This is a genomic window from Planococcus sp. TJ-302 (genome assembly GCF_058268455.1).
Window position 1 is genome coordinate 274,391 of record NZ_JBZDOI010000001.1, and the last position, 21,126, is coordinate 295,516.

The 21,126-nt window shown below is 47.8% G+C and carries 19 protein-coding genes; 17 read left to right on the forward strand and 2 right to left on the reverse strand.

Annotation, left to right across the window (positions count from 1 at the left end; translation table 11 throughout):
* Window positions 1-192: 192 nt before the first annotated feature.
* On the forward strand, window positions 193-1,599 hold the full coding sequence (locus tag AC4EHB_RS01445) for an LVIVD repeat-containing protein (protein WP_490980490.1): 1,407 nt from the start codon (window positions 193-195) through the stop codon (window positions 1,597-1,599).
* 61 nt (window positions 1,600-1,660) lie between these two features.
* Here AC4EHB_RS01445 and AC4EHB_RS01450 read toward each other — a convergent pair whose 3' ends face one another.
* On the reverse strand, window positions 1,661-1,795 hold the full coding sequence (locus tag AC4EHB_RS01450; protein ID WP_135500732.1) for a YqzM family protein: 135 nt from the start codon (window positions 1,793-1,795) through the stop codon (window positions 1,661-1,663).
* A gap of 156 nt (window positions 1,796-1,951) precedes the next feature.
* Here AC4EHB_RS01450 and holA point away from each other — a divergent pair, with 156 nt between their 5' ends.
* Entirely contained in the window at window positions 1,952-2,986 is a 1,035-nt protein-coding gene (holA, locus tag AC4EHB_RS01455) for a DNA polymerase III subunit delta (RefSeq protein ID WP_490980491.1), read from the forward strand.
* Between the two features lie 50 nt (window positions 2,987-3,036).
* On the opposite strand, the gene rpsT is transcribed toward holA, so the two are convergent.
* Complete coding sequence (gene rpsT, locus AC4EHB_RS01460) at window positions 3,037-3,285, reverse strand: 30S ribosomal protein S20 (protein ID WP_135500734.1); 249 nt, start codon at window positions 3,283-3,285, stop codon at window positions 3,037-3,039.
* A 218-nt stretch (window positions 3,286-3,503) separates the two neighbouring features.
* Here rpsT and lepA point away from each other — a divergent pair, with 218 nt between their 5' ends.
* From lepA to AC4EHB_RS01535, 15 genes are all read left to right on the forward strand, one after another.
* A complete protein-coding gene (gene lepA / locus AC4EHB_RS01465) occupies window positions 3,504-5,333 on the forward strand; it encodes a translation elongation factor 4 (RefSeq protein WP_490973821.1) in 1,830 nt (609 codons plus the stop codon).
* Window positions 5,334-5,715: 382 nt separating this feature from the next.
* Window positions 5,716-6,858: a radical SAM family heme chaperone HemW gene (hemW, locus tag AC4EHB_RS01470; RefSeq protein WP_490980492.1), complete on the forward strand. Its 1,143-nt coding sequence runs from the start codon at window positions 5,716-5,718 to the stop codon at window positions 6,856-6,858.
* Window positions 6,859-7,069: 211 nt separating this feature from the next.
* The gene (gene hrcA / locus AC4EHB_RS01475; protein ID WP_490973823.1) at window positions 7,070-8,101 is read left to right on the forward strand and encodes a heat-inducible transcriptional repressor HrcA; all 1,032 of its coding nucleotides are present in this window, start codon (window positions 7,070-7,072) and stop codon (window positions 8,099-8,101) included.
* A gap of 19 nt (window positions 8,102-8,120) precedes the next feature.
* Window positions 8,121-8,711 (forward strand): nucleotide exchange factor GrpE, encoded by a 591-nt coding sequence (grpE, locus tag AC4EHB_RS01480; RefSeq protein ID WP_490980493.1) that lies wholly within the window; start codon window positions 8,121-8,123, stop codon window positions 8,709-8,711.
* 23 nt (window positions 8,712-8,734) lie between these two features.
* Window positions 8,735-10,561 (forward strand): molecular chaperone DnaK, encoded by a 1,827-nt coding sequence (gene dnaK / locus AC4EHB_RS01485; RefSeq protein WP_490973825.1) that lies wholly within the window; start codon window positions 8,735-8,737, stop codon window positions 10,559-10,561.
* Window positions 10,562-10,671: 110 nt separating this feature from the next.
* Window positions 10,672-11,787 (forward strand): molecular chaperone DnaJ, encoded by a 1,116-nt coding sequence (dnaJ, locus tag AC4EHB_RS01490; protein ID WP_490973826.1) that lies wholly within the window; start codon window positions 10,672-10,674, stop codon window positions 11,785-11,787.
* A 15-nt stretch (window positions 11,788-11,802) separates the two neighbouring features.
* Complete coding sequence (gene prmA / locus AC4EHB_RS01495) at window positions 11,803-12,744, forward strand: 50S ribosomal protein L11 methyltransferase (RefSeq protein ID WP_490973827.1); 942 nt, start codon at window positions 11,803-11,805, stop codon at window positions 12,742-12,744.
* 12 nt (window positions 12,745-12,756) lie between these two features.
* On the forward strand, window positions 12,757-13,494 hold the full coding sequence (locus tag AC4EHB_RS01500) for a 16S rRNA (uracil(1498)-N(3))-methyltransferase (RefSeq protein ID WP_490980494.1): 738 nt from the start codon (window positions 12,757-12,759) through the stop codon (window positions 13,492-13,494).
* Between the two features lie 43 nt (window positions 13,495-13,537).
* Window positions 13,538-14,206, forward strand: coding sequence for a deoxyribose-phosphate aldolase (deoC, locus tag AC4EHB_RS01505; protein ID WP_490980495.1), 669 nt, complete (start codon window positions 13,538-13,540; stop codon window positions 14,204-14,206).
* Between the two features lie 95 nt (window positions 14,207-14,301).
* A complete protein-coding gene (gene rpsU, locus AC4EHB_RS01510; protein ID WP_008431605.1) occupies window positions 14,302-14,475 on the forward strand; it encodes a 30S ribosomal protein S21 in 174 nt (57 codons plus the stop codon).
* A gap of 519 nt (window positions 14,476-14,994) precedes the next feature.
* Window positions 14,995-16,320 (forward strand): NfeD family protein, encoded by a 1,326-nt coding sequence (locus tag AC4EHB_RS01515; RefSeq protein WP_490980496.1) that lies wholly within the window; start codon window positions 14,995-14,997, stop codon window positions 16,318-16,320.
* Between the two features lie 3 nt (window positions 16,321-16,323).
* The gene (gene floA / locus AC4EHB_RS01520; RefSeq protein WP_490973831.1) at window positions 16,324-17,310 is read left to right on the forward strand and encodes a flotillin-like protein FloA; all 987 of its coding nucleotides are present in this window, start codon (window positions 16,324-16,326) and stop codon (window positions 17,308-17,310) included.
* A 26-nt stretch (window positions 17,311-17,336) separates the two neighbouring features.
* A complete protein-coding gene (locus AC4EHB_RS01525; RefSeq protein WP_490980497.1) occupies window positions 17,337-17,777 on the forward strand; it encodes a YqfB family membrane protein in 441 nt (146 codons plus the stop codon).
* A 148-nt stretch (window positions 17,778-17,925) separates the two neighbouring features.
* Window positions 17,926-18,888 carry a PhoH family protein gene (locus AC4EHB_RS01530; RefSeq protein WP_490973833.1) on the forward strand — a complete coding sequence of 321 codons (963 nt, stop codon included), beginning with the start codon at window positions 17,926-17,928 and terminating at the stop codon, window positions 18,886-18,888.
* A gap of 111 nt (window positions 18,889-18,999) precedes the next feature.
* Window positions 19,000-21,123 (forward strand): HD family phosphohydrolase, encoded by a 2,124-nt coding sequence (locus tag AC4EHB_RS01535; RefSeq protein WP_490980498.1) that lies wholly within the window; start codon window positions 19,000-19,002, stop codon window positions 21,121-21,123.
* Window positions 21,124-21,126 lie beyond the last annotated feature (3 nt).

Consider the following 21,126-nt stretch of genomic DNA (forward strand, 5'->3'; position numbering starts at 1 on the left):
TTTTTCTTAAACACGCTTTTATTGAAAAAGTTTGATTTATTTTCTATGTAATATGGAATGAATTAGGATATGCCAAATAGATTATTTTTTAAATAGTTAAATAATTAAACCGTAAAGGATTGCTATTAATGTTTTCTTCCTAATATACTATATTTGGTAAATATAAAAAATATACATTAGGAGGAAAAAGTTTTGAAAATAAAAAAGCCGTTTTTGAATGTTTCATTAGCTGCACTTCTTGTATTGTCGGCAGCACCAGGGGTTCTTGCCCACGATGCGTTGGATGGCAGTGATTTGTCGAAAGGGGAACGCAGTGTTTTCTCCAATGAGCAATTAATTAACTTAAGCGACTCAAGCATCAGCGGTTCTAAAAATCTTTCATTCCTAAAAGAAGGAGCAGCCGCTCAACTCAAGGAACTAAATGGAGTGCAGAATAATACAGCTGATGTCTATGCCCATAAAGGTTATGCCTATGTTGGGACCCATACGGCCAATGGCGGGAACGGCGGCGTTCGGGTATTCGATTTGAAAGATCCAGCCAATCCAGAAGAAGTGGCTGTGTTCGGTCACGATGATGTGCCGGGAACCTGGCAGGAAAAAGTCATCGTCAAGAGCATCAATACACCTCATTTCAAAGGGGATCTAGCAGTAGTCAGTGTACAGCAGCTCAATCGGAATAATCCCGAGACATCAGGCGGATTCTTGCTGTACGACGTAACCGACCCTTCGAACCCGGAAAAACTCGGCTATTGGGAAACATATGCATCCACTCGCGGCACACATGAGCTTTACCTAACGATGCAAGGTGACCGCGCATTGGTATTTGCGTCAAATCCATATGCAGATTTCTATAGCGGCGGAGAACAAAAAGATTTCCAGATTGTCGATGTATCGAATCCAGCAAACCCGGAAACGCTTTGGCAGTTTGATCCGCGCTCACTGCCTGAAGTTCCGGATTCATTCAACGGCTATAACTGGAACGCCCCTGACGGCAAATCAAGAGCCGTCTTTAACCACAGCGTCATCACGGACCATAATGCGCAATTCGCTTACGTCTCTATGTGGGACCTCGGAACGGTCATCTTTAACATCAAAGATCCGGAAAATCCTGTATTCGTCGGACGCACGGATTTCTCTTCTGAACAACAAGGTGCAGCACATTCTGCAGCGTTGGCAAAAGGGGGCAATGTCCTGATCGAAACGCGTGAAGTGTCTAGCCCGGTTCGGCCAGGTTACGAAAAATCATACGGTTATACGCGTATCTTTGATATCAAAGACAAATCGAATCCAAAGCTTTTAAGCGAGTTTAAAACGGATTTGACTGAGAAAGTAAAAGACGGACCGACATTCGCAAATACCGTCCACGATCCAAAAGTGCATGGCAACACATTGTATTTGAGCCATTATGCCGGAGGCGTTTATGCAGTCGATATTACAGATCCAAGCAAGCCTGAACAGATTGGCCAATACACGCCGGACCAAGCCGATGTATGGGGCGTATTCGTGGACCGCAATTACGTACTGGCATCTGATATGGGCCAAGGATTGAAAGTATTGCTGAAAAACAATGCCCCACAAAAAGAGCAAGAAACAAAATAAACGCTAGCTATAGCAGGCAAAATAAAAAGGCCCCCGCAAAAGCGGGGACCTTTTTTTCTATTCATCGAGCTACGAATTGTACGACAGCCGCAGTGATAAAGATAAGTGCAAAGAAACCGAATGAAACAACAAACCCCATTCCAGCGTCTATTGCGTCGTTACGCTTCGACTGTACATTCTGTTCAAATTCATTCATTGCTACCCCTCCTAATTCCCTCTAATTATAAGTGAAGCGTGTGGAAAAATCTAGATTGAAGTCAAACTAATTAGCGTAAAAAAGGTGCCGACACAAAAATGTCAAATTACCACGCAAGCTTAAAATCCTTTATAGTAGAAGAAGGGGGTGCAATACATGATCACTTCAGTATGGAAAGCCATCCGCAGCGGACAGATCGATCCTGTTTATGTCATTGCGGGGACAGAAAGTTATTTTATTGAAAAAACCTTGAATTTATTGAAAGAAAAACTGACCGATGGCGAACCGGAGTTTATCCATTTCGACTTGGATGAAGTGCCGGTCGACCACGTCATAGATGAGGCGGATACGATTCCGTTCTTCAGCGACCGAAAATTGATCATTGCGCGCAACGCATCGTTCTTGCGGACAGCCGAACGCGGCAAAGAAAAAATCGACCACAACTTGAAGATGCTGGAGACGTGGCTTGAAAATCCGCCATCGGGCTCCGTGACGATTTTCGTCGCGCCTTATGAGAAATTGGACGAACGCAAAAAAGTCACCAAGCTCATGAAACAGCATGCGGTGATGATCGAAGCGAAACCGCTTCAGGCGAATGACCTCGAAGTGTGGGTGGAGCACGAGGCAAAAAGCTACGGCAAAAAAATTACGAAACGCTCGGCACAGCGCCTGATTGAAATGGCTGGCACGAATTTGACGCTGCTGTCTTCGGAAATCGAAAAGATGGCACTGTATCTCGGGTCAGAAGAAGAGATTACAAGCGAACTGATCGAAAGGATGACGGCACGCACGCTTGAGCAGGACGCCTTCAAGATGCTCCAGGCCTACTTGGATGGCAATATTTCTGAAGCGCTTAGCGTCTATTACGACTTGATCCGGCAGAAAGAAGAGCCGGTAGCGCTGACGGCGCTGCTTGCGTCGCAGATCCGTTTCATGGTCCACGTGTTTTACCTGCAGAAAAAAGGCTACCATGCCCAGCAGATTTCCAAGCAGTTGAAGGCCCATCCATATCGGGTCAAACTATTGGTAGAAAAGCGCCAACAAATTCCGGAGCATCGCTTGCTCGAAGTTCTGAATGATCTCGCTGACATCGATTTGCAGCTGAAAACGCAAAGCGGAAACCGCGAGCGCATCCTGGAATTTTTCCTGATGAAACGCAAACAGCCGCGCAGCAAAGCTCAACTTTCATAAAAAAGACAAAGTAAAAAGACCGATTCCCAAGGGAACCGGTCTTTCGTCTTTTACGCTTGTTTCATCAAGCGAGATTTTCTACGAGCTGCAGTGTTTTTGTGGATAAGACCTTTAGAAGCTGCTTTTTCCACCTGTTTGATAGCCGCTTTGATAGAGTCGCTAGCGTTATCATCCTTGTTAAGAAGAGCTTGCTCAGCTTTTTTAACAGTAGAACGCATAGTTGATCTCTGGTGAGCGTTTTGAGCGTTTTTCGTTTCATTCGTGCGGACACGTTTGATAGCAGATTTAATGTTTGGCATGTATTTCACCTCCTAGACAAATAGGAACAGAGACGCGAAGGCCTCTTGTCTTTTATGTCTCTATACAACATGAATTATTTTATCAAATCGCGGAACGGATTGCAATAGATACGTGCAAAGAAGTTTGCCTTGACACTGAAATGATTTCAACAGGCTTTCATTGCTCAATAGTTGCTCTACTGCTATAATTCAAAGTAGTTTATATAGGAGTGAAGAGAATGAATCATGAGGAACGAGTAGCACGCCAAAGCAAAATCCGTAACTTCTCCATTATCGCACACATCGACCATGGAAAGTCTACACTAGCAGACCGCATATTGGAAAAAACGGAAGCTCTGACTTCCCGTGAGATGAAAGCGCAATCCCTAGACTCCATGGATTTGGAGCGTGAACGCGGCATTACCATCAAATTGAATGCTGTACAGCTGCATTATAAAGCGAAAGACGGAGAAACGTACATCATGCATTTGATCGATACTCCGGGCCACGTCGATTTTACGTACGAAGTTTCACGGAGCCTCGCAGCTTGCGAAGGCGCTGTTCTTGTCGTTGATGCGGCGCAAGGCATTGAAGCCCAAACGCTGGCCAACGTCTATTTGGCTTTGGACAATGAGCTCGAAATCCTGCCAGTCATCAATAAAATCGATTTGCCGGCTGCCGATCCTGAGCGTGTCCGCCATGAAATCGAAGAAGTGATCGGTCTTGATGCATCAGAAGCGGTTCTTGCTTCTGCGAAAGCAGGCATCGGCATTGAAGATATTCTGGAACAGATCGTGGAAAAAGTTCCTGCACCGACTGGCGACCCGAGCGCACCTTTAAAAGCGTTAATTTTTGATTCGCTTTACGATCCATACCGCGGCGTTATCGCGTATATCCGGATTGTTGAAGGCACAGTGAAGCCGGGAGACCGCATCAAAATGATGGCTTCAGGAAAAGAGTTCGATGTCATCGAAACAGGCGTCTTTACACCGCACGCCTTATTATTGGAAGAATTGACAGTCGGCGATGTTGGATTTATCTCAGCAGGCATCAAGAATGTCGGCGATTCGACAGTCGGCGACACAATTACGCTGGCGAAGAACTCGGCGACCGATGCGCTGCCAGGCTATCGCCGTTTGAACCCGATGGTGTATTGCGGCTTGTATCCAATCGATACGTCAAAATACAACGACTTGCGCGACGCACTCGAAAAATTGGAATTGAACGATGCTGCGCTGCAATTCGAACCAGAATCGTCGCAAGCTCTTGGCTTTGGCTATCGCTGTGGATTCCTAGGGCTATTGCACATGGAAATCATCCAAGAGCGCATCGAGCGCGAATTCAACATCGATTTGATTACAACTGCGCCAAGTGTTATCTATGACGTCCACATGACGGATGGGGAAATCCTGAAAATAGATAATCCTGCCATGATGCCGGATGCACAGAAAATTGCTGTAGTTGAAGAGCCTTACGTTAAAGCGACGGTCATGGTGCCGAACGATTACGTCGGTGCCGTCATGGAAATCTGCCAGAAAAAACGCGGCAACTTCCTGACAATGGACTATATCGACGCAACGCGCGTCAGCATCGTCTACGAATTGCCGCTTGCCGAAATCGTCTACGATTTCTTCGATCAATTGAAATCCGGCACAAAAGGCTATGCGTCATTCGACTATGAGCTGATAGGCTATAAAGAGTCGAAATTGGTGAAGATGGACATTCTGCTGAATACCGAACAAGTCGATGCATTGAGCTTTATCGTCCACCGTGATTTTGCATACGAACGCGGCAAAGTCATCGTTGATAAATTGAAAAACTTGATTCCGCGCCAGCAATTCGAAGTGCCGATCCAAGCAGCAATCGGCCAGAAAATCGTTGCTCGCCAAACAATCAGCGCAATGCGCAAAAACGTGCTTGCTAAATGTTACGGCGGCGATATTTCCCGTAAACGCAAACTTCTTGATAAGCAAAAAGAAGGTAAAAAGCGCATGAAGCAAGTCGGATCAGTCGAAGTTCCACAAGAAGCATTCATGGCCATCCTGAAAATGGACGACCAATCAAAATAAATTGAGGAGAGGAGGCCGATTTTGTGCCTCCTTTTGCTATTGTGTTTAAACTAAAGAAGAATGGATTAATATAACGCTTCGGCGGCTTTGGGCATGGCTCTTGCAAAAAGCCAGGCAAAGAACGCCTGCCTTTCTGCTACGCCCAGCCCGTGTTCGCGCCTGCGCTAGGTAAGTTCTCTTGAAAACAAGAGAATTAAAATAATTCACCACTTATGTAGATATGAGCAAAACAGCGGAGACGCCTGCGGGAAAGCGAGACAGCCGAGACCCCGGAAGCACGCGATAGCGGGCTGAGGAGGCTTGGCGCTCGCCCGCGGCAAGCGCAGCTGTTTTGCGAAATATCGAAAAATATCAATAAACTTATTTAGAAAGAAGGGATGACATGGTAAAAGGATTGTATATCCATATCCCATTCTGCCATCAGATTTGCCATTACTGTGATTTTAATAAAGTATTCTTCAAAGACCAGCCCGTGGATGCGTACATCGATTCGGTTGGGAAAGAGCTAGCGCATTGGAAGCGAGAAGGTGCGCTCGATAAGCCACTCGAGACGATTTTCCTCGGAGGCGGTACGCCGACTTCGCTGACGCCGGATCAGCTGCGTAAATTATTGGCTTATGTCCATGAATATGTACCAATGGCGGAAAACTTGGAATGGACGTCGGAAGCCAATCCGGATGAGCTTACGCGCGAGAAGATGCAGGTCTTGTTCGACGGCGGCGTCAACCGCTTGAGCATGGGCGTGCAGTCATTCGATGCCGACTTATTGAAACGGCTCGGCCGCACGCACAGCAATAACGATGTCCACAACGCCGTCCAAGCTGCGCGTGAAGTGGGCTTTACGAATATTTCATTCGACTTGATGTACGGCCTGCCCGGCCAGACGATGGAAGAATGGGAAGAGACGCTGCGGCAGGCATTTGAATTCGATTTGCCGCATTTCTCGGCGTATTCCTTGATTATCGAACCGAAAACGGTTTTCTATAACTTGATGACGAAGGGTAAGCTCAACACGGTGACAGAAGATCTGGAAGCTGATATGTACAATAAGCTGATGAATGAAATGGAAGCCCGTGGTTTGAAGCAATACGAGATTTCGAATTTCGCGCGCCCTGGATTCCATTCGAGGCATAATCTCCTCTACTGGGACAATGCCGAATACATCGGCGTCGGTGCAGGAGCCCATGGCTATGTCAACGGTATTCGTTATTCAAACGCCGGTCCGTTGAAAAAATACATGGCGCCGCTTGACGAAGGGCAGCGCCCTGTATTGAATACGCATGAAGTGCCGGTCCATGAAAAGATGGAAGAGGAAATGTTCCTCGGGCTGCGAAAAACAGACGGCGTATCGACCGAACGGTTCCAGGAAAAATTCGGCCAGCCGCTCGAAGCGGTCTACGGTGGAATCTTGGAGAAAGAAATTGCGAAAGGCAATCTTGCAAGGGAAGGCGGCAACTTGAAGCTCACGCGCCAAGGAAGATTTGTCGGCAACGAAGTATTCGAGCAATTTCTATTGGGCGAATAAATAACGCTAAAGGCTGTGCATAGAAAGGATGGACCCGATAAATGGGTCCGTCCTTTTTTCATTTTGCTTCGGCTATCAGCCGCCGGCTTTTGGCTACGCCGAATAAAAATACAAAAAAAGGACCTCATCCGTTGACAAGGTTTCGGGAATTTGTTAATTTTAATATAGTCTTAGCACTCGAACCTATAGAGTGCTAACAGAGGTGATGATCATGTTAACAGAACGGCAGTTGCTCATATTGAAAGTAACAGTTGATGATTATATTGAGTCAGCTCAGCCGGTAGGATCGAACCAACTATCAAAAAAATCCGAACTTCCATTCAGCCCGGCCACGATACGCAATACGATGGCCGATTTGGAAAAGATGGGCTTTCTTGAAAAGACCCATACTTCTTCAGGTCGCATCCCGTCCCAAAAGGGATATCGTTATTATGTCGACCATATGCTGACACCGCGTCCGCTGCCGAAGCAAGATATCCTGCAGCTGCAGTCGATCTTCGATGATAAAATCGCTGAAACAGAAGAAGTCATCAAGCGTTCAGCGATGATTTTATCGGAATTGACCAATTACACGGCGATTCTGCTCGGCCCTGACGTCCGAAAGCATACGGTGAAAAGGCTGTCGATTGTGCCGCTTGGCTCTGACAGCGCCGTGGCGATCATCGTCACTGATTCGGGCCATGTTGAAAATCGGGTATTCCCGATTCCTCCTGGCCTTGATCCGTCCGATATCGAGAAGATGGTCAACATCCTGAACGAGCGGCTGGCAGGCGTTTCATTGAACGACTTGCACATGCGGCTTGAACAGGAAACCTTGTCCATATTCAGGCAGCATGTCAACCGCTATGCCGAACTTTTTTCAACTTTCCGGCAAGCGGTCGTGCTGCCGCATGAAGACAACGTCTATTATGCGGGCAAGTTGAATATCCTGAAACAGCCGGATTTTCACGACATCCATAAAATCCGGAGCCTGATGGACGTCATGGAGGAATCGAAGCACATTCCGATGATCATGCCAGCCGGCAGCCTCGGACTCCAGATTCGCATCGGCTCGGAAAATACCTTGTCTGCGATGGAAGATTGCAGCGTTATTACCGTCGCTTATGCAATCGGGGAGGAACAGACGGGTTCGATTGCTATAGTTGGTCCAAAGCGCATGGATTACAAACGAGTCGTGACGCTTCTGGATACGCTGAGCGGCGATCTGTCCAAAGAACTGACCCGGTTAATGCGGGGCAAGTGAACAAAAGGAGGAACTGGATTTGGCTAAGAAAAAACAAGCTCCAAAAAACGAAGAAATAATTGCAGAAGACGTGTTGCATGAAGAAGCAGCAGCTACTGACGAAACAGTCGTCGAGCCTGCCGAAGCAGTGGCACCTGAAGCGGCTGCCGAAGAACAAGCGGTGGACGAAGGGGAAATGCTGCGCGAAGAACTTGAAGCGGAACGCAATAAATACCTGCGCCTGATGGCGGATTTCGATAATTACAAGAGACGGGCGGTCAAAGACCGGCAGGAAGCAGAAAAATTCCGTGCCCAGTCAGTGCTGGTGGATCTTCTTCCGGTCCTTGATAATTTCGAACGCGCCCTCGCAATGGGCACAGGGAGCGAAGAATCGTCTTCTTTATTAAAAGGAGTCGAAATGGTCCAGAAATCATTGCTTGAAGCGGTCAAACGCGAAGGGCTTGAAGAAATCAAATCGGTCGGGGAAGCATTCGATCCGAATGTCCACCAAGCTGTCATGCAGGAAAAAGACGATTCGGCTGAAGCGGGTTCTGTATTAATGGAACTCCAAAAAGGGTATACACTCAAAGGCAGAGTCCTTCGTCCGGCAATGGTAAAAGTAAACGAATAAAAACAGTAATGGAGGAATTTTAAATGAGCAAAATTATCGGTATTGACTTAGGTACAACTAACTCAGCAGTCGCAGTATTAGAAGGCGGCGAACCAAAAATCATTCCAAATCCAGAAGGCAACCGCACAACTCCTTCTGTTGTAGCATTCAAAAATGGCGAACGCCAAGTCGGGGAAGTGGCAAAACGCCAATCAATCACAAACCCGAACACGATCCAGTCGGTCAAACGCCTTATGGGCACACAAGAAAAAGTGACAGCTGAAGGCAAAGAATATTCGCCACAGGAAGTTTCTGCAATGATCCTTCAATACTTGAAAGGCTATGCAGAAGAATATCTTGGAGAAAAAGTCACAAGAGCGGTTATCACAGTTCCTGCTTATTTCAATGATGCAGAGCGCCAAGCGACTAAAGACGCTGGCCGTATTGCCGGACTTGAAGTAGAGCGCATCATCAACGAGCCGACTGCAGCAGCACTTGCATACGGCCTTGATAAAATGGATACAGATGAAACAGTCTTGGTTTATGACCTTGGCGGCGGTACGTTCGACGTATCGATCCTTGAACTGGGCGACGGCGTTTTCGAAGTTAAATCGACTGCAGGCGACAACCGTCTGGGCGGAGATGACTTCGATAAATTGATCATCGATTACTTGGTGCAGGAATTCAAAAAAGAGAACGGCATCGACCTTTCAAAAGACAAAATGGCGACTCAACGTTTGAAAGATGCAGCAGAGAAAGCGAAAAAAGACCTTTCAGGTGTTTCTTCCACTCAGATTTCATTGCCATTTATCACGGCTGGCGAAGCTGGGCCGTTGCATTTGGAAGTGACAATGTCACGCGCGAAATTCGACGAATTGACGCATTCATTGGTTGAACGCACTATGGGGCCAACTCGCCAAGCATTGAAAGATGCCGGCATTTCTTCTGCAGATTTGGACCGCGTCATCTTGGTCGGTGGATCTACACGGATCCCGGCAGTACAAGAATCCGTTAAGAAATTGACAGGAAAAGAGCCGCATAAAGGCGTTAACCCGGATGAAGTAGTAGCAATGGGTGCAGCAATCCAAGGCGGCGTCTTGAGCGGCGACGTGAAAGATGTTGTATTGCTTGATGTTACACCGTTGTCACTCGGCATCGAAACAATGGGCGGCGTGTTCACGAAATTGATCGAACGCAATACGACAATCCCGACTTCTAAATCGCAGACATTCTCGACTGCGGCTGACAACCAGCCGGCTGTTGATATCCATGTATTACAAGGTGAACGCCCGATGGCCGCAGCCAACAAAACGCTTGGCCGTTTCCAATTGGCTGATATTCCGCCAGCACAGCGCGGCGTACCGCAAATCGAAGTTACTTTCGACATCGACAAAAACGGTATTGTCAGCGTAAAAGCGAAAGACCTAGGCACACAAAAAGAGCAGACAATCACAATCCAATCGAACACTTCACTTACGGATGAAGAAATCGACCGCATGATCAAAGAAGCGGAAGAAAACGCGGACGCGGATGCGAAAGTGAAAGAAGAAGTTGAACTTCGCAACGAAGCAGATCAAGCAGTTTTCCAAACGGACAAAACGATCACGGATCTTGGTGAAGTGGTAACTGAAGAAGAGAAAACACAAGCTGAAGAAGCACGCGACGAATTAAAGTCAGCGCTTGAAGGCGACAGCATCGACACAATCCGCGAGAAGAAAGATAAATTGCAGGAAATTCTGCAAGGCCTTTCGATGAAAGCGTACGAGCAAGCTGCACAAGCACAGCAAGCTGCCGGTGAACAAGGCGGCGCTCCAGAAAACGATGATATCGTTGACGCAGATTTTGAAGAAGTAAACGACGACAAAAAATAAAAACATGAAAAAGTCAAAGCAAAGCAAGCTGCTTTGGCTTTTTCAATGTCTTTGCAACCGCAATTAGAACCGTGTACAATAACAGTTGATTGCAAGAGGGAGAGTGACGTATGAACAAGCGAGATTATTACGAGGTGCTTGGTGTAACCAAGACTGCTTCTAAAGAAGAAATAAAAAAAGCGTACCGGAAATTGTCGAAGCAATTCCACCCGGATATCAATAAAGAAGCGGACGCTTCTGAAAAATTCCAGGAAGTGAAAGAAGCATACGAAATGCTGAGCGACGACCAGAAACGGGCGCAATATGACCAATTCGGCCATCAGGATCCAAACCAAGGCTTTGGCGGCGGTGGCGGTGCAGACGGTTTCGGATTTGAAGATATCTTCAGTACTTTCTTCGGCGGCGGCACGAGACGGCGCGATCCGAATGCACCGAGAAAAGGCGACGATCTTCAGTATTCGATGACAATCGAATTCATGGACGCCGTATTCGGCAAAGAAACGGAAATTGAATTGCCTAAAGACGAAACATGCGGCACATGCCACGGCTCAGGCGCAAAACCTGGCACGAAGCCGAAAACTTGTCCGTATTGCGAAGGTTCCGGCCAATTGAATGTTGCACAGGATACGCCGTTCGGCCGTATGGTCAACCGACGTGCCTGCCATCATTGCCAAGGGTCTGGCCAAATCATCGAGGAGAAATGCGCAACATGCCGCGGTGAAGGGACAGTCCGCAAAACGAAAAAAATCAAAGTCACCATCCCTGCAGGCGTGGACGATGGCCAGCAATTGCGCGTATCGGGCCAAGGCGGCGCCGGCGTCAATGGAGGACCAGCTGGAGATCTATATGTTGTATTCCGCGTCAAAGCGCATAAGGAATTCGAACGAGAAGGCGACGACATCTATTTGGATCTGCCGATTACGTTTGCGCAGGCAGCTCTCGGCGACGAAATCGAAGTGCCTACTGTTTCCGGCAAAGTGAAACTTAAAATTCCTTCCGGCACCCAAAGCGGCGCACGTTTCCGCTTGAAAGGCAAAGGCGTCAAAAATGTACACGGCTATGGCACTGGAGACCAGCACATTGTCATCCGAGTGAAGACGCCGACGAAACTCAACGAGCGCCAAAAACAGCTCCTTCGTGAGTTTGCTGAAATCAGCGGCGATATTCCGGAAGAGCAAGGCAGTTCGCTATTCGATAAAATCAAACGCACCATTAAAGGTGAGTAAAGGAGCCAATCCTACATGAAATGGTCAGAACTAGCAGTCCAAACGACAAATGAAGCCATTGAACCCGTCTCCAACATATTACATGAAGCGGGTGCCAGCGGCGTCGTCATCGAAGATGCAGAGGATTTGACGAAAGAGCGCGAATACAAATTCGGCGAAATCTATTCGCTTAATCCGGATGATTTCCCAAAAGAAGGCGTCATCTTGAAGGCTTATCTGCCCGTCAACAGTTTTTTGGGAGAAACGGTCGATGCCATCAAATTGGCGATCAATAACTTGGTTGACTATGACATCAATATTGGCGCCAATGTTGTCACAATCAGTGAAGTGGACGAAGAAGATTGGGCAACCGCTTGGAAAAAGTATTACCATCCAGTAAAAATTTCCCAGCGTTTTACAATCGTTCCGACCTGGGAAACGTATGAACCGGTTTCGAGCGACGAACTGATTATCGAACTGGATCCGGGCATGGCGTTCGGCACGGGCACCCATCCGACGACGGTTATGAGTCTGCAGGCGCTTGAGAAGACAGTCCAGCCTGGACAGCGCGTCATCGATGTCGGTACCGGTTCCGGTGTCTTGGCGATTGGAGCGGCATTGCTTGGCGCTTCACATGTGCATGCGTTGGATTTAGATGATATTGCGGTCACAGCTGCTAAAACCAACGTCAAGCTCAATAAAGTACAGGACCGGACAACGGTCGTTCAGGGCAATTTACTGGACACGATCAAAGAGCCAGGCGATGTCGTAGTCGCCAATATTTTGGCTGAAATCATCATTTCATTTACCGATGACGCGTTCCAAGTGGTAAAACCGGGCGGCCATTACATCACTTCTGGAATCATTTCCGCTAAAAAGAATGATGTGAAAGAAGCGCTTGAGGCATCCGGCTTTATCATTGAAGACGTTATGATGATGGAAGACTGGGTCACGATCATTTCAAAAAAACCGGAATAACGGGGTGCGGAAATGCAAAGATATTTCATAGAAGGCAAATTTCCCGAAAACCGAATAATAACCATAACTGGCGATGATGCAAAGCACATCGCCAAAGTTATGCGCCAAGGCATCGGCGATCAATTTATAGCGGTCATTGAAGAAAAGGCATTTCTTGCAACGATCAAGGCTGCAGACTTCGATATTGAAGCGGCAGTCGGATCGGCAATTGAAGCAGAAGTGGAAATGCCGAAACAGGTAACCATCGCCTGCGGATTGCCAAAAGGCGATAAACTCGATTTGATTGTGCAAAAAGCGACAGAACTCGGGATGCACGAAATGATTCCGTTCGCGGCGGAGCGGTCCATCGTCAAATGGGATGCGGGAAAAAGCGAAAAGAAACGCAGCCGGCTGGAGAAAATTGCTAAAGAAGCGGCAGAGCAATCCCACCGGACGCACATCCCGCACATACATAACGTCCATAGCTTCAAGCAATTGATGGAGAAGGCTGCAGGCTATGATGCTGTTATCGTTGCTTACGAAGAAACAGCCCGCGACAGCGCAAGGACGCGGTTTGCCGAAATTTTAAAATCAATGTATGATAAAAGTTCATTCCTTTTGATATTCGGTCCGGAAGGCGGAATCTCAGAAAATGAAGTGGAAGCCTTAAAACAAAACGGCGCGATCTTCACATCTCTTGGGCCGCGGATCTTGCGCACCGAAACCGCTCCTTTATATGCATTGGCTGCAATGTCTTATGAATTTGAGTGACTGAATGACAAATAATATGAAAAACAGAATGGAGTTTTTGAACATGACAAACATCGCATCTTATATCGACCACACATTATTAAAGCCTGAGGCGACAAAAGAGCAGATCGTCAAGCTTTGCCAAGAGGCCGCTGAATATAAATTTGCATCTGTCTGCGTTAACCCTGCTTGGGTATCGGTATCTGCCAAAGAATTGTCTGACAGCCCGGTAAAAGTCTGCACAGTAATCGGCTTCCCGCTTGGCGCTTCGACTTCAGAAACAAAAGCGTTCGAAACGGCTGACGCCATCGCTAAAGGCGCAGAAGAAATCGATATGGTCATCAACATTGGCGCGTTGAAGAGCGGCGACGAAGAACTTGTGAAAAATGACATCAAAGCTGTCGTTGAATCAGCAAAAGGCAAAGCGATCGTCAAAGTGATCATCGAAACTTGCCTCTTGACTGATGACGAGAAAGCTGTTGCTTCGCGCTTGTCGAAAGAAGCTGGCGCAGATTTCGTCAAGACTTCTACCGGCTTCTCTACAGGCGGAGCAACAGTTGCGGATGTCAAGCTAATGCGCGAAACTGTCGGTCCGGACCTTGGAGTGAAAGCGTCTGGCGGCGTAAGAAGCCTTGAAGATCTTCAAGCAATGATCGATGCCGGAGCGACTCGCATTGGTGCCAGCTCGGGCGTGCAGATCATGCAGGGCCTAACTTCAAAATCCGATTATTAAGTATTGACCTTAGATGCGGATTGCGTTATAATTTTATAGTATATAACACTAGTTGTTATCTGCTTCAACGTGTGTTCGGAGGGAGGGAAAAAGAGATGACAAAAACAACTGTTCGTAAAAACGAATCAATTGAAGATGCTCTTCGCCGCTTCAAACGCACTGTTTCTAAATCCGGAACAATGCAAGAGGTAAGAAAGCGCGAGTATTATGATAAACCGAGCGTGAAACGCAAACTGAAATCAGAAGCTGCGCGTAAACGTAAATTTTAATTGACTTTACTTTAAATTGACTATTAAAAAATATGAACGACAGCCTAAACCGTCTGCACATTCTTTGTGCAGGCGGTTTTTCTATGCCATTTTTAAGCTATATAAGATTAACTTAAGTATTGGCGTATAAAATCGCTTCGGTCGCTTGGGCAGAGCAAAGACGATTGTCCGTGTCCCTGTCCCTGTCCCTGCATCGCTACGCTAGCTTCGGGACATGAAAGTGCGTTGCTTTTGCGCAAGCTCGTCGGAAAGAAATGGACCGTAGATCTTTGGTTCATGTTTCCGCAGCTGTTTTGCAGAATATCGATTATGAATACTCATTAGTTCATCTTACATGAAAAAGTCGCCGCCAGCCGTTCATAATTTCATCACTCTTTGCTGGAAGCACCTCGTTTTGTAAGCGCATTCTTTCGTTTTCACGAAATGTTTCATCTATAATAGAATTATCAGCGGAATGTGAAACCATTTCCGCTGCCGTACGTAGAAATAGACAGCAGTAAAATGAAAGGAGCGATTCCCTTGCGCAGCGTCAAAGCCTTTGTGGCTTTTGGATTTCTGTTATTATCTTTTGCAATGCTGCTGCCGGCGTTCAACGCGGCTGGATCCACTGTCTACGTCGTACCGATTGAAGATGAGGTCGAGCGGGGCCTGCAGGCGTTCATTGAACGGGCGCTCGAGGAAGCGGAGGACGCGGGAGCGGAAGCGGTCATTTTTGAAATCGATACGCCGGGCGGTTTTGTCAATGCGGCAGACGGCATTGCGAGGCTGCTGAGCGACACGCCGCTCGATACCATCGCTTTTGTCAACCGTGATGCTTTGTCAGCCGGTGCGTTTCTGGCATTGAATGCGGATGAAATCTACATGCATCCAAACAGCCGCATGGGCGCTGCACAAGTGATCGACCAAGCTGGCAATGCGGCAGGGGACAAAGCGAACAGCGCTTGGCTTTCGTCAATGGAAAATGCAGCCGCATCGTCAGGGCGTGATCCGCTATATGCATTGGCAATGGCGGATGCCGGAATAGACTTGCCTGAGCTGCAGGCCGCTGAAGGACAGCTCCTGACTTTAAACGCCGTTGAAGCCCAAGAAGTGGGCTATTCGGAAGGGACAGTTTCTTCGATAGAAGAATTGCTCACGGCGAAAGGATGGCAGGATGCGCAGGTGGTTGCCGTAGATGAAACCTTCTCCGAGACATTGGCCAGGTTTTTGACAAATCCTATCGTCGTACCGTTTCTGCTGTCGATCGCGGCGCTCGGCTTGCTGCTGGAATTGTTTACACCGGGGCTCGGCATTCCGGGATTCATGGGCTTGCTTTCGTTGATGCTCTTCTTTTATGGGCATCTGGTGGCAGGATTGGCCGGATATGAATCAATCGTCCTGCTGGTCATCGGACTGGGTCTGTTGATCACCGAGTTTTTTGTCCCTGGCGGCATTGCCGGCATTTTGGGAATCGCAGCAGTGCTCGGCAGCATCTTTTTGGCCGGTGGAGATCCGATGACCACGGCCATCTCAATTCTAATTGCAATGATAGCAGCTACAGCAGGGATGGTGATTATAGTGAAATTTTTCGGCAAACGGCCGCATCTTTTTAAGCGATTTATTTTGTCAGATGCGACGGACACCAAAAGCGGTTATGTGTCAGCGGTCAATCGTCCGGAGCTGGTGGGGCAAATTGCCGTAACCGCCACCGCCCTTCGGCCATCCGGCACAATCAAGCTTGACGATGAATGGATCGATGCCGTATCAGACGGCCGCTTTATCGATCCAAAAACGCAAGTGAAGATCATCAAGGTCGAAGGATCGCGGATTGTTGTCCGCGAGCTTGAAAAAGAAGAGGAGGAATAATTCATGGGTATTGAAGCAATCGGATTAGGTGCAATAATTATCGGCATTATCATCGTACTCGCAATATTCTTCACGTTTGTGCCAATCACGTTATGGATTTCGGCATTAGCTGCAGGCGTCAGAATCAGCATTTTCACGTTAATCGGGATGCGCCTGCGCCGTGTTATTCCATCGCGCATCGTCAACCCGCTGATCAAAGCATCAAAAGCGGGATTGACAGTTACCATCAATCAACTGGAAAGCCATTACTTGGCCGGCGGTAACGTCGACCGCGTTGTCAACGCATTAATCGCTGCTCATCGCGCCAACATCGAATTGCCGTTCGAACGTGCAGCAGCAATCGACCTAGCAGGGCGCGACGTATTGGAAGCCGTACAAATGTCGGTAAATCCGAAAGTCATCGAAACGCCGTTCATTGCCGGTGTCGCAATGGACGGGATTGAAGTAAAGGCGAAAGCCAGAATTACTGTGCGCGCGAATATCGACCGCCTAGTCGGTGGTGCGGGTGAAGAAACGATTGTAGCTCGTGTTGGTGAAGGGATTGTCTCGACACTTGGTTCAAGCACCAGCCATAAGAAAGTTTTGGAAAATCCGGATTTGATTTCACAGACAGTGCTTTCCAAAGGGCTCGATTCAGGCACGGCATTCGAAATCCTGTCGATCGATATCGCGGATGTGGATATCGGCAAAAACATCGGTGCTGAACTTCAAACAGAACAAGCAGAAGCCGACAAGAAAATCGCACAGGCAAAAGCTGAAGAACGCCGCGCGATGGCCGTTGCCAGCGAGCAGGAAATGAAAGCCAAAGTTGTTGAAATGAGAGCGAAAGTTGTCGAAGCTGAAGCTGAAATTCCAATGGCGATGTCCGAAGCACTTCGTTCAGGCCATATGGGTGTCATGGACTACATCAATTACAAAAACGTCCAAGCGGACACAAGCATGAGAGATTCAATTGCACGGACCGGCTCTGATAAGTCAGACGATAAATAAAAGCCGCTGGCAAAGGAGGTTTTCGCATGGAAGGTCTCATATTGGCACTCGTCATCATGGCGATTGGCGCATTTTTCAATAACAAAAAAACAGATGGCGCAGAAACACCGGACAAAAGGCGGCCCGCACCGGCAACTACCGGACAACGCACCCTTAGACGGGTCGAAGACTATGCCAGGGAAAAGTACGGCGAATTGCAGACGCAGATGAAAGAACACCCGGAGCAGGCAAAAAAAGTGATGGAAAAAGTCGATCAAGCGAAAGCGAGGGTGCCGCGGCGTGAAATCCAACAAGCGATGAAACCAATCGCTTCGACTGGCAGGCTGTCCACCCATAAAGCACCTGAAGATCTCCGTACTTCGCGCAAAAGTGAGGATTTGGCTGATCTTTTTCCACTAGAGGCGAAAGATCTGCAGAAGGCAATTATTTTTTCGGAAATCCTGTTGCCACCCAAATCAAAAAGATGAATGCAAGCCGGCCAAAAACATTGGCCGGTTTTTTATTTTCTATAATATTATTATGTAATCTAATTATGGGAGAAATTGTTTTACAACTCTTCATCATAAATGATACAGTTGTTTTATAAAAAAATTTGAAATTTCAAGGAGCGACTACATGACAGACAACCCATTACTAGAACTGCATGTGAAGGATCCAAATGAAGCGGTGCTGCTGCTCGGGATTTCTGATAACCACATGACATTGATTGAAGAAGCATTACAAATCCAAATAATTACCCGCGGTGAAGTCATCCGGCTGTCAGGCTCGGAAGAAGGCCAACAAGTAGGTAAATTATTAATAGAGCAATTGCTGAAAGTGATCCGCAAAGGCATCAACATCGACCAACGAGACATCGTTTCGGCGATTGAAATGGCGAAAGCCGGCACCATCGAGTATTTCGCTGAATTATACGATGAAGAAGTGGCGCGCAACGCCGCTGGCAAAGTGATCCGCGCGAAAACAATCGGCCAGCGCCAATATGTGCATGGCATTCGCGCCCATGACCTGATTTTCGCGGTCGGGCCAGCCGGCACCGGCAAAACGTATTTGGCGGTCGTGATGGCCGTTCAGGCATTGAAAAATGGCCATGTCAAAAAAATCATCCTAACCCGCCCAGCTGTTGAAGCTGGCGAAAGCCTAGGATTTCTGCCAGGCGATTTGAAAGAGAAAGTCGATCCATACCTGCGGCCATTATACGACGCTTTGCACGACGTTCTTGGCTTGGAGCAAACCAACCGTTTCATTGAGCGCGGCACGATTGAAGTGGCTCCTCTCGCTTATATGAGAGGACGTACGCTCGACGAAGCTTTCGTCATTCTCGATGAAGCGCAGAATACCACGAAAGCCCAAATGAAGATGTTCCTGACACGGCTTGGGTTTGGTTCGAAAATGATCATCACGGGCGATAAGACCCAAATCGACTTGCCGCGTGGAGCAGAATCGGGGCTCATTGCAGCTGAAAAAGTATTGCAAGGCGTACGCGGCATCCACGTCCAATATTTAGAGCGTGGCGATGTCGTCCGCCATCCACTTGTGTCAAAAATTATTGAAGCATATGAAAACCAGCCTTCTGTCTAGGTTGGTTTTTTTCTGGTCATTTTAAGTGCAAAATTTCAAATATATAGAAATCTTCCGTGATATCATACCAATTAATTGGTATGATAAGAGTACTAGAAGCGGGGTGTCGTTATGGCAGAACGATGGAAGCGAATATATGAAAAAGCAGGATACCGGACGTTATCGATATCGCTGCTGCTGGGCATCGGGTTGGCGATTTTTGGATTCCTTTATAATTCAGTAGCTGGCGAAAGCTATGATATTGAATTGTTCCAGCTGTCGGATGAAACAATCCGGTCAGCAAAAACAGTGGAAGACCCTGTCAGGACTGAACAAGAAAGGCAGCGGGCAGCTGCGGAAATATTGCCGAGCTACCAGTTCAATGAAGAAAGCGCGGACAATCAGTTGGCAGTCATCGAGTCGCTATTCGGTTATGTCAGCGATGCCCGCGCAACGCCGGGGCAAGAACCAGAAGAAGGGCCAAAGATGCCTGAAATGCTGAATGCCTTGAGCGAAAGCTTACGGCTTATGGAGACGAGCGATAACGGTTTACGGCTGACTGAAGAGATGCAGCGCGAACTGCTGCTGCTGCCTGAAGAAAGCCTGCAAGCCATGGAAGGGATTATCAAACGGCTTGTTGAAGCGGAACTTGCAGAACCCATCCGGCTGGACGAATTGCCGGGGGTCCGCAATAAGGTCGAGCAGCAATTGCGAGAGGAAAGTGGAATTCCTGCTTCTGTCTTGCAGGCGGCGATTTCCATCGGGCGTTTCGCGATTGTCCCGAATGACATCATCAATGAGGAATTGACGCAAGCCCAGGCTAAACAGGCAATGGCAAGCATCGAGCCGACGCGCATCCTTCAAGGCCAGGTCCTTGTACAGGAAGGCCAAGTAGTGGATAAGGAAATCTATCGCCAACTGCAATTGAGCGGCATGACGCAAGACCAGGCGGATTATAAACCGGTCTATGGGCTGGCGCTTTTTGTGCTTATCGCAGTGGGGATTTTGGCGGTCATCGTAAAGCGCACCCATAAGCCCCGATTGAACAAAATGACTTATCTTCTTGTCATGGGAGCAGTGCTGCTGATCTCGTTGTCGTTAATGAAACTGGTGGCTTCGGTCAGCGGCAATTTCGATGTCTTCATTGCGTTCCTGTTTCCTTCCGCGTTAGCGGGCATGCTCGTGCGATTGGTACTGGATGAACGGGCTGCGGTCTACATGACGTTTTTAGTAGGGGCCATCGGGGGTATGATGTTGCAAGAGGGCAGTGCCTTCACGATGCAGATGGAAATCACACTTTACATCCTTTTCGGGGGATTGGCGGGTGTTTACTTGATCGACCAGGAAGGGCGCCGCGGCAAAGTGCTGCAAACAAGTTTGGCAGTTGCCGCCACCAATGCGCTGTTCATCGGTTTTTATTTATTGATTGCCCAAAGCCAGTATGACTGGCGTGAAATCGGTTTTTATTTCGCAGCCGCGCTGGTATCGGGGATTGCTTCCGGAGCGATGGCGATCGGCTTGCTGCCATTCTTTGAAATTGCATTCGGTATTTTGTCGACGATGAAGCTGATTGAGCTGTCGAATCCCAATCATCCACTGATTAAACGCATCTTGATGGAAACGCCTGGAACCTACCATCACAGTGTAATGGTGGCAAACCTGGCGGAAGCTTCGTGTGAGGCAATCGGAGCGGATGGTTTGCTCGCGCGCGTCGGCTGTTATTACCACGACATCGGTAAAACGGTGCGGCCGCAATTTTTCATTGAAAACCAAGTCCATATGAAAAATCCGCATGATTCGCTGCCGCCTGAAATGAGCCGCGACATCATTATCGCCCATGGCACACTGGGTGCAGACATTCTTCGCGAGCATAAGATGCCGAAAGAAATCGTCGATATTGCGGAACAGCACCACGGCACGAGCTTGCTGAAATTCTTCTATTACAAAGCGAAGGAAAAAGATCCGTCGCTCGATGATGAAGAATACCGTTATGCCGGGCCGAAGCCTCAGTCAAAAGAAGCAGCTGTCATCTCAGTAGCAGACAGCGTAGAAGCTGCTGTGCGGTCAATGAAAGAACCAACATCAGAAAAGATAAAAAAATTGGTCAATGCGATTGTAGAAGATAAACTGAAAGATGGGCAATTCGATGAATGTGACCTGACCATGAAAGAAATTCATGCAATCAAACAGATCATGTGTGAAACATTGAACGGGATATTCCATTCCCGCATCGAATATCCGGCAGAAACAAAATAATGG

Coding starts and splice junctions, on each gene's coding strand:
- AC4EHB_RS01450 (WP_135500732.1), bottom strand. CDS start 1,795: ATGAATGAATTTGAACAGAATGTACAGTCGAAGCGTAACGACGCAATA.
- holA (WP_490980491.1), top strand. CDS start 1,952: ATGATCACTTCAGTATGGAAAGCCATCCGCAGCGGACAGATCGATCCT.
- hemW (WP_490980492.1), top strand. CDS start 5,716: ATGGTAAAAGGATTGTATATCCATATCCCATTCTGCCATCAGATTTGC.
- rpsU (WP_008431605.1), top strand. CDS start 14,302: ATGACAAAAACAACTGTTCGTAAAAACGAATCAATTGAAGATGCTCTT.
- AC4EHB_RS01535 (WP_490980498.1), top strand. CDS start 19,000: ATGGCAGAACGATGGAAGCGAATATATGAAAAAGCAGGATACCGGACG.
- rpsT (WP_135500734.1), bottom strand. CDS start 3,285: ATGCCAAACATTAAATCTGCTATCAAACGTGTCCGCACGAATGAAACG.
- AC4EHB_RS01530 (WP_490973833.1), top strand. CDS start 17,926: ATGACAGACAACCCATTACTAGAACTGCATGTGAAGGATCCAAATGAA.
- floA (WP_490973831.1), top strand. CDS start 16,324: ATGGGTATTGAAGCAATCGGATTAGGTGCAATAATTATCGGCATTATC.
- AC4EHB_RS01525 (WP_490980497.1), top strand. CDS start 17,337: ATGGAAGGTCTCATATTGGCACTCGTCATCATGGCGATTGGCGCATTT.
- deoC (WP_490980495.1), top strand. CDS start 13,538: ATGACAAACATCGCATCTTATATCGACCACACATTATTAAAGCCTGAG.
- hrcA (WP_490973823.1), top strand. CDS start 7,070: ATGTTAACAGAACGGCAGTTGCTCATATTGAAAGTAACAGTTGATGAT.
- prmA (WP_490973827.1), top strand. CDS start 11,803: ATGAAATGGTCAGAACTAGCAGTCCAAACGACAAATGAAGCCATTGAA.
- AC4EHB_RS01500 (WP_490980494.1), top strand. CDS start 12,757: ATGCAAAGATATTTCATAGAAGGCAAATTTCCCGAAAACCGAATAATA.
- dnaK (WP_490973825.1), top strand. CDS start 8,735: ATGAGCAAAATTATCGGTATTGACTTAGGTACAACTAACTCAGCAGTC.
- lepA (WP_490973821.1), top strand. CDS start 3,504: ATGAATCATGAGGAACGAGTAGCACGCCAAAGCAAAATCCGTAACTTC.
- dnaJ (WP_490973826.1), top strand. CDS start 10,672: ATGAACAAGCGAGATTATTACGAGGTGCTTGGTGTAACCAAGACTGCT.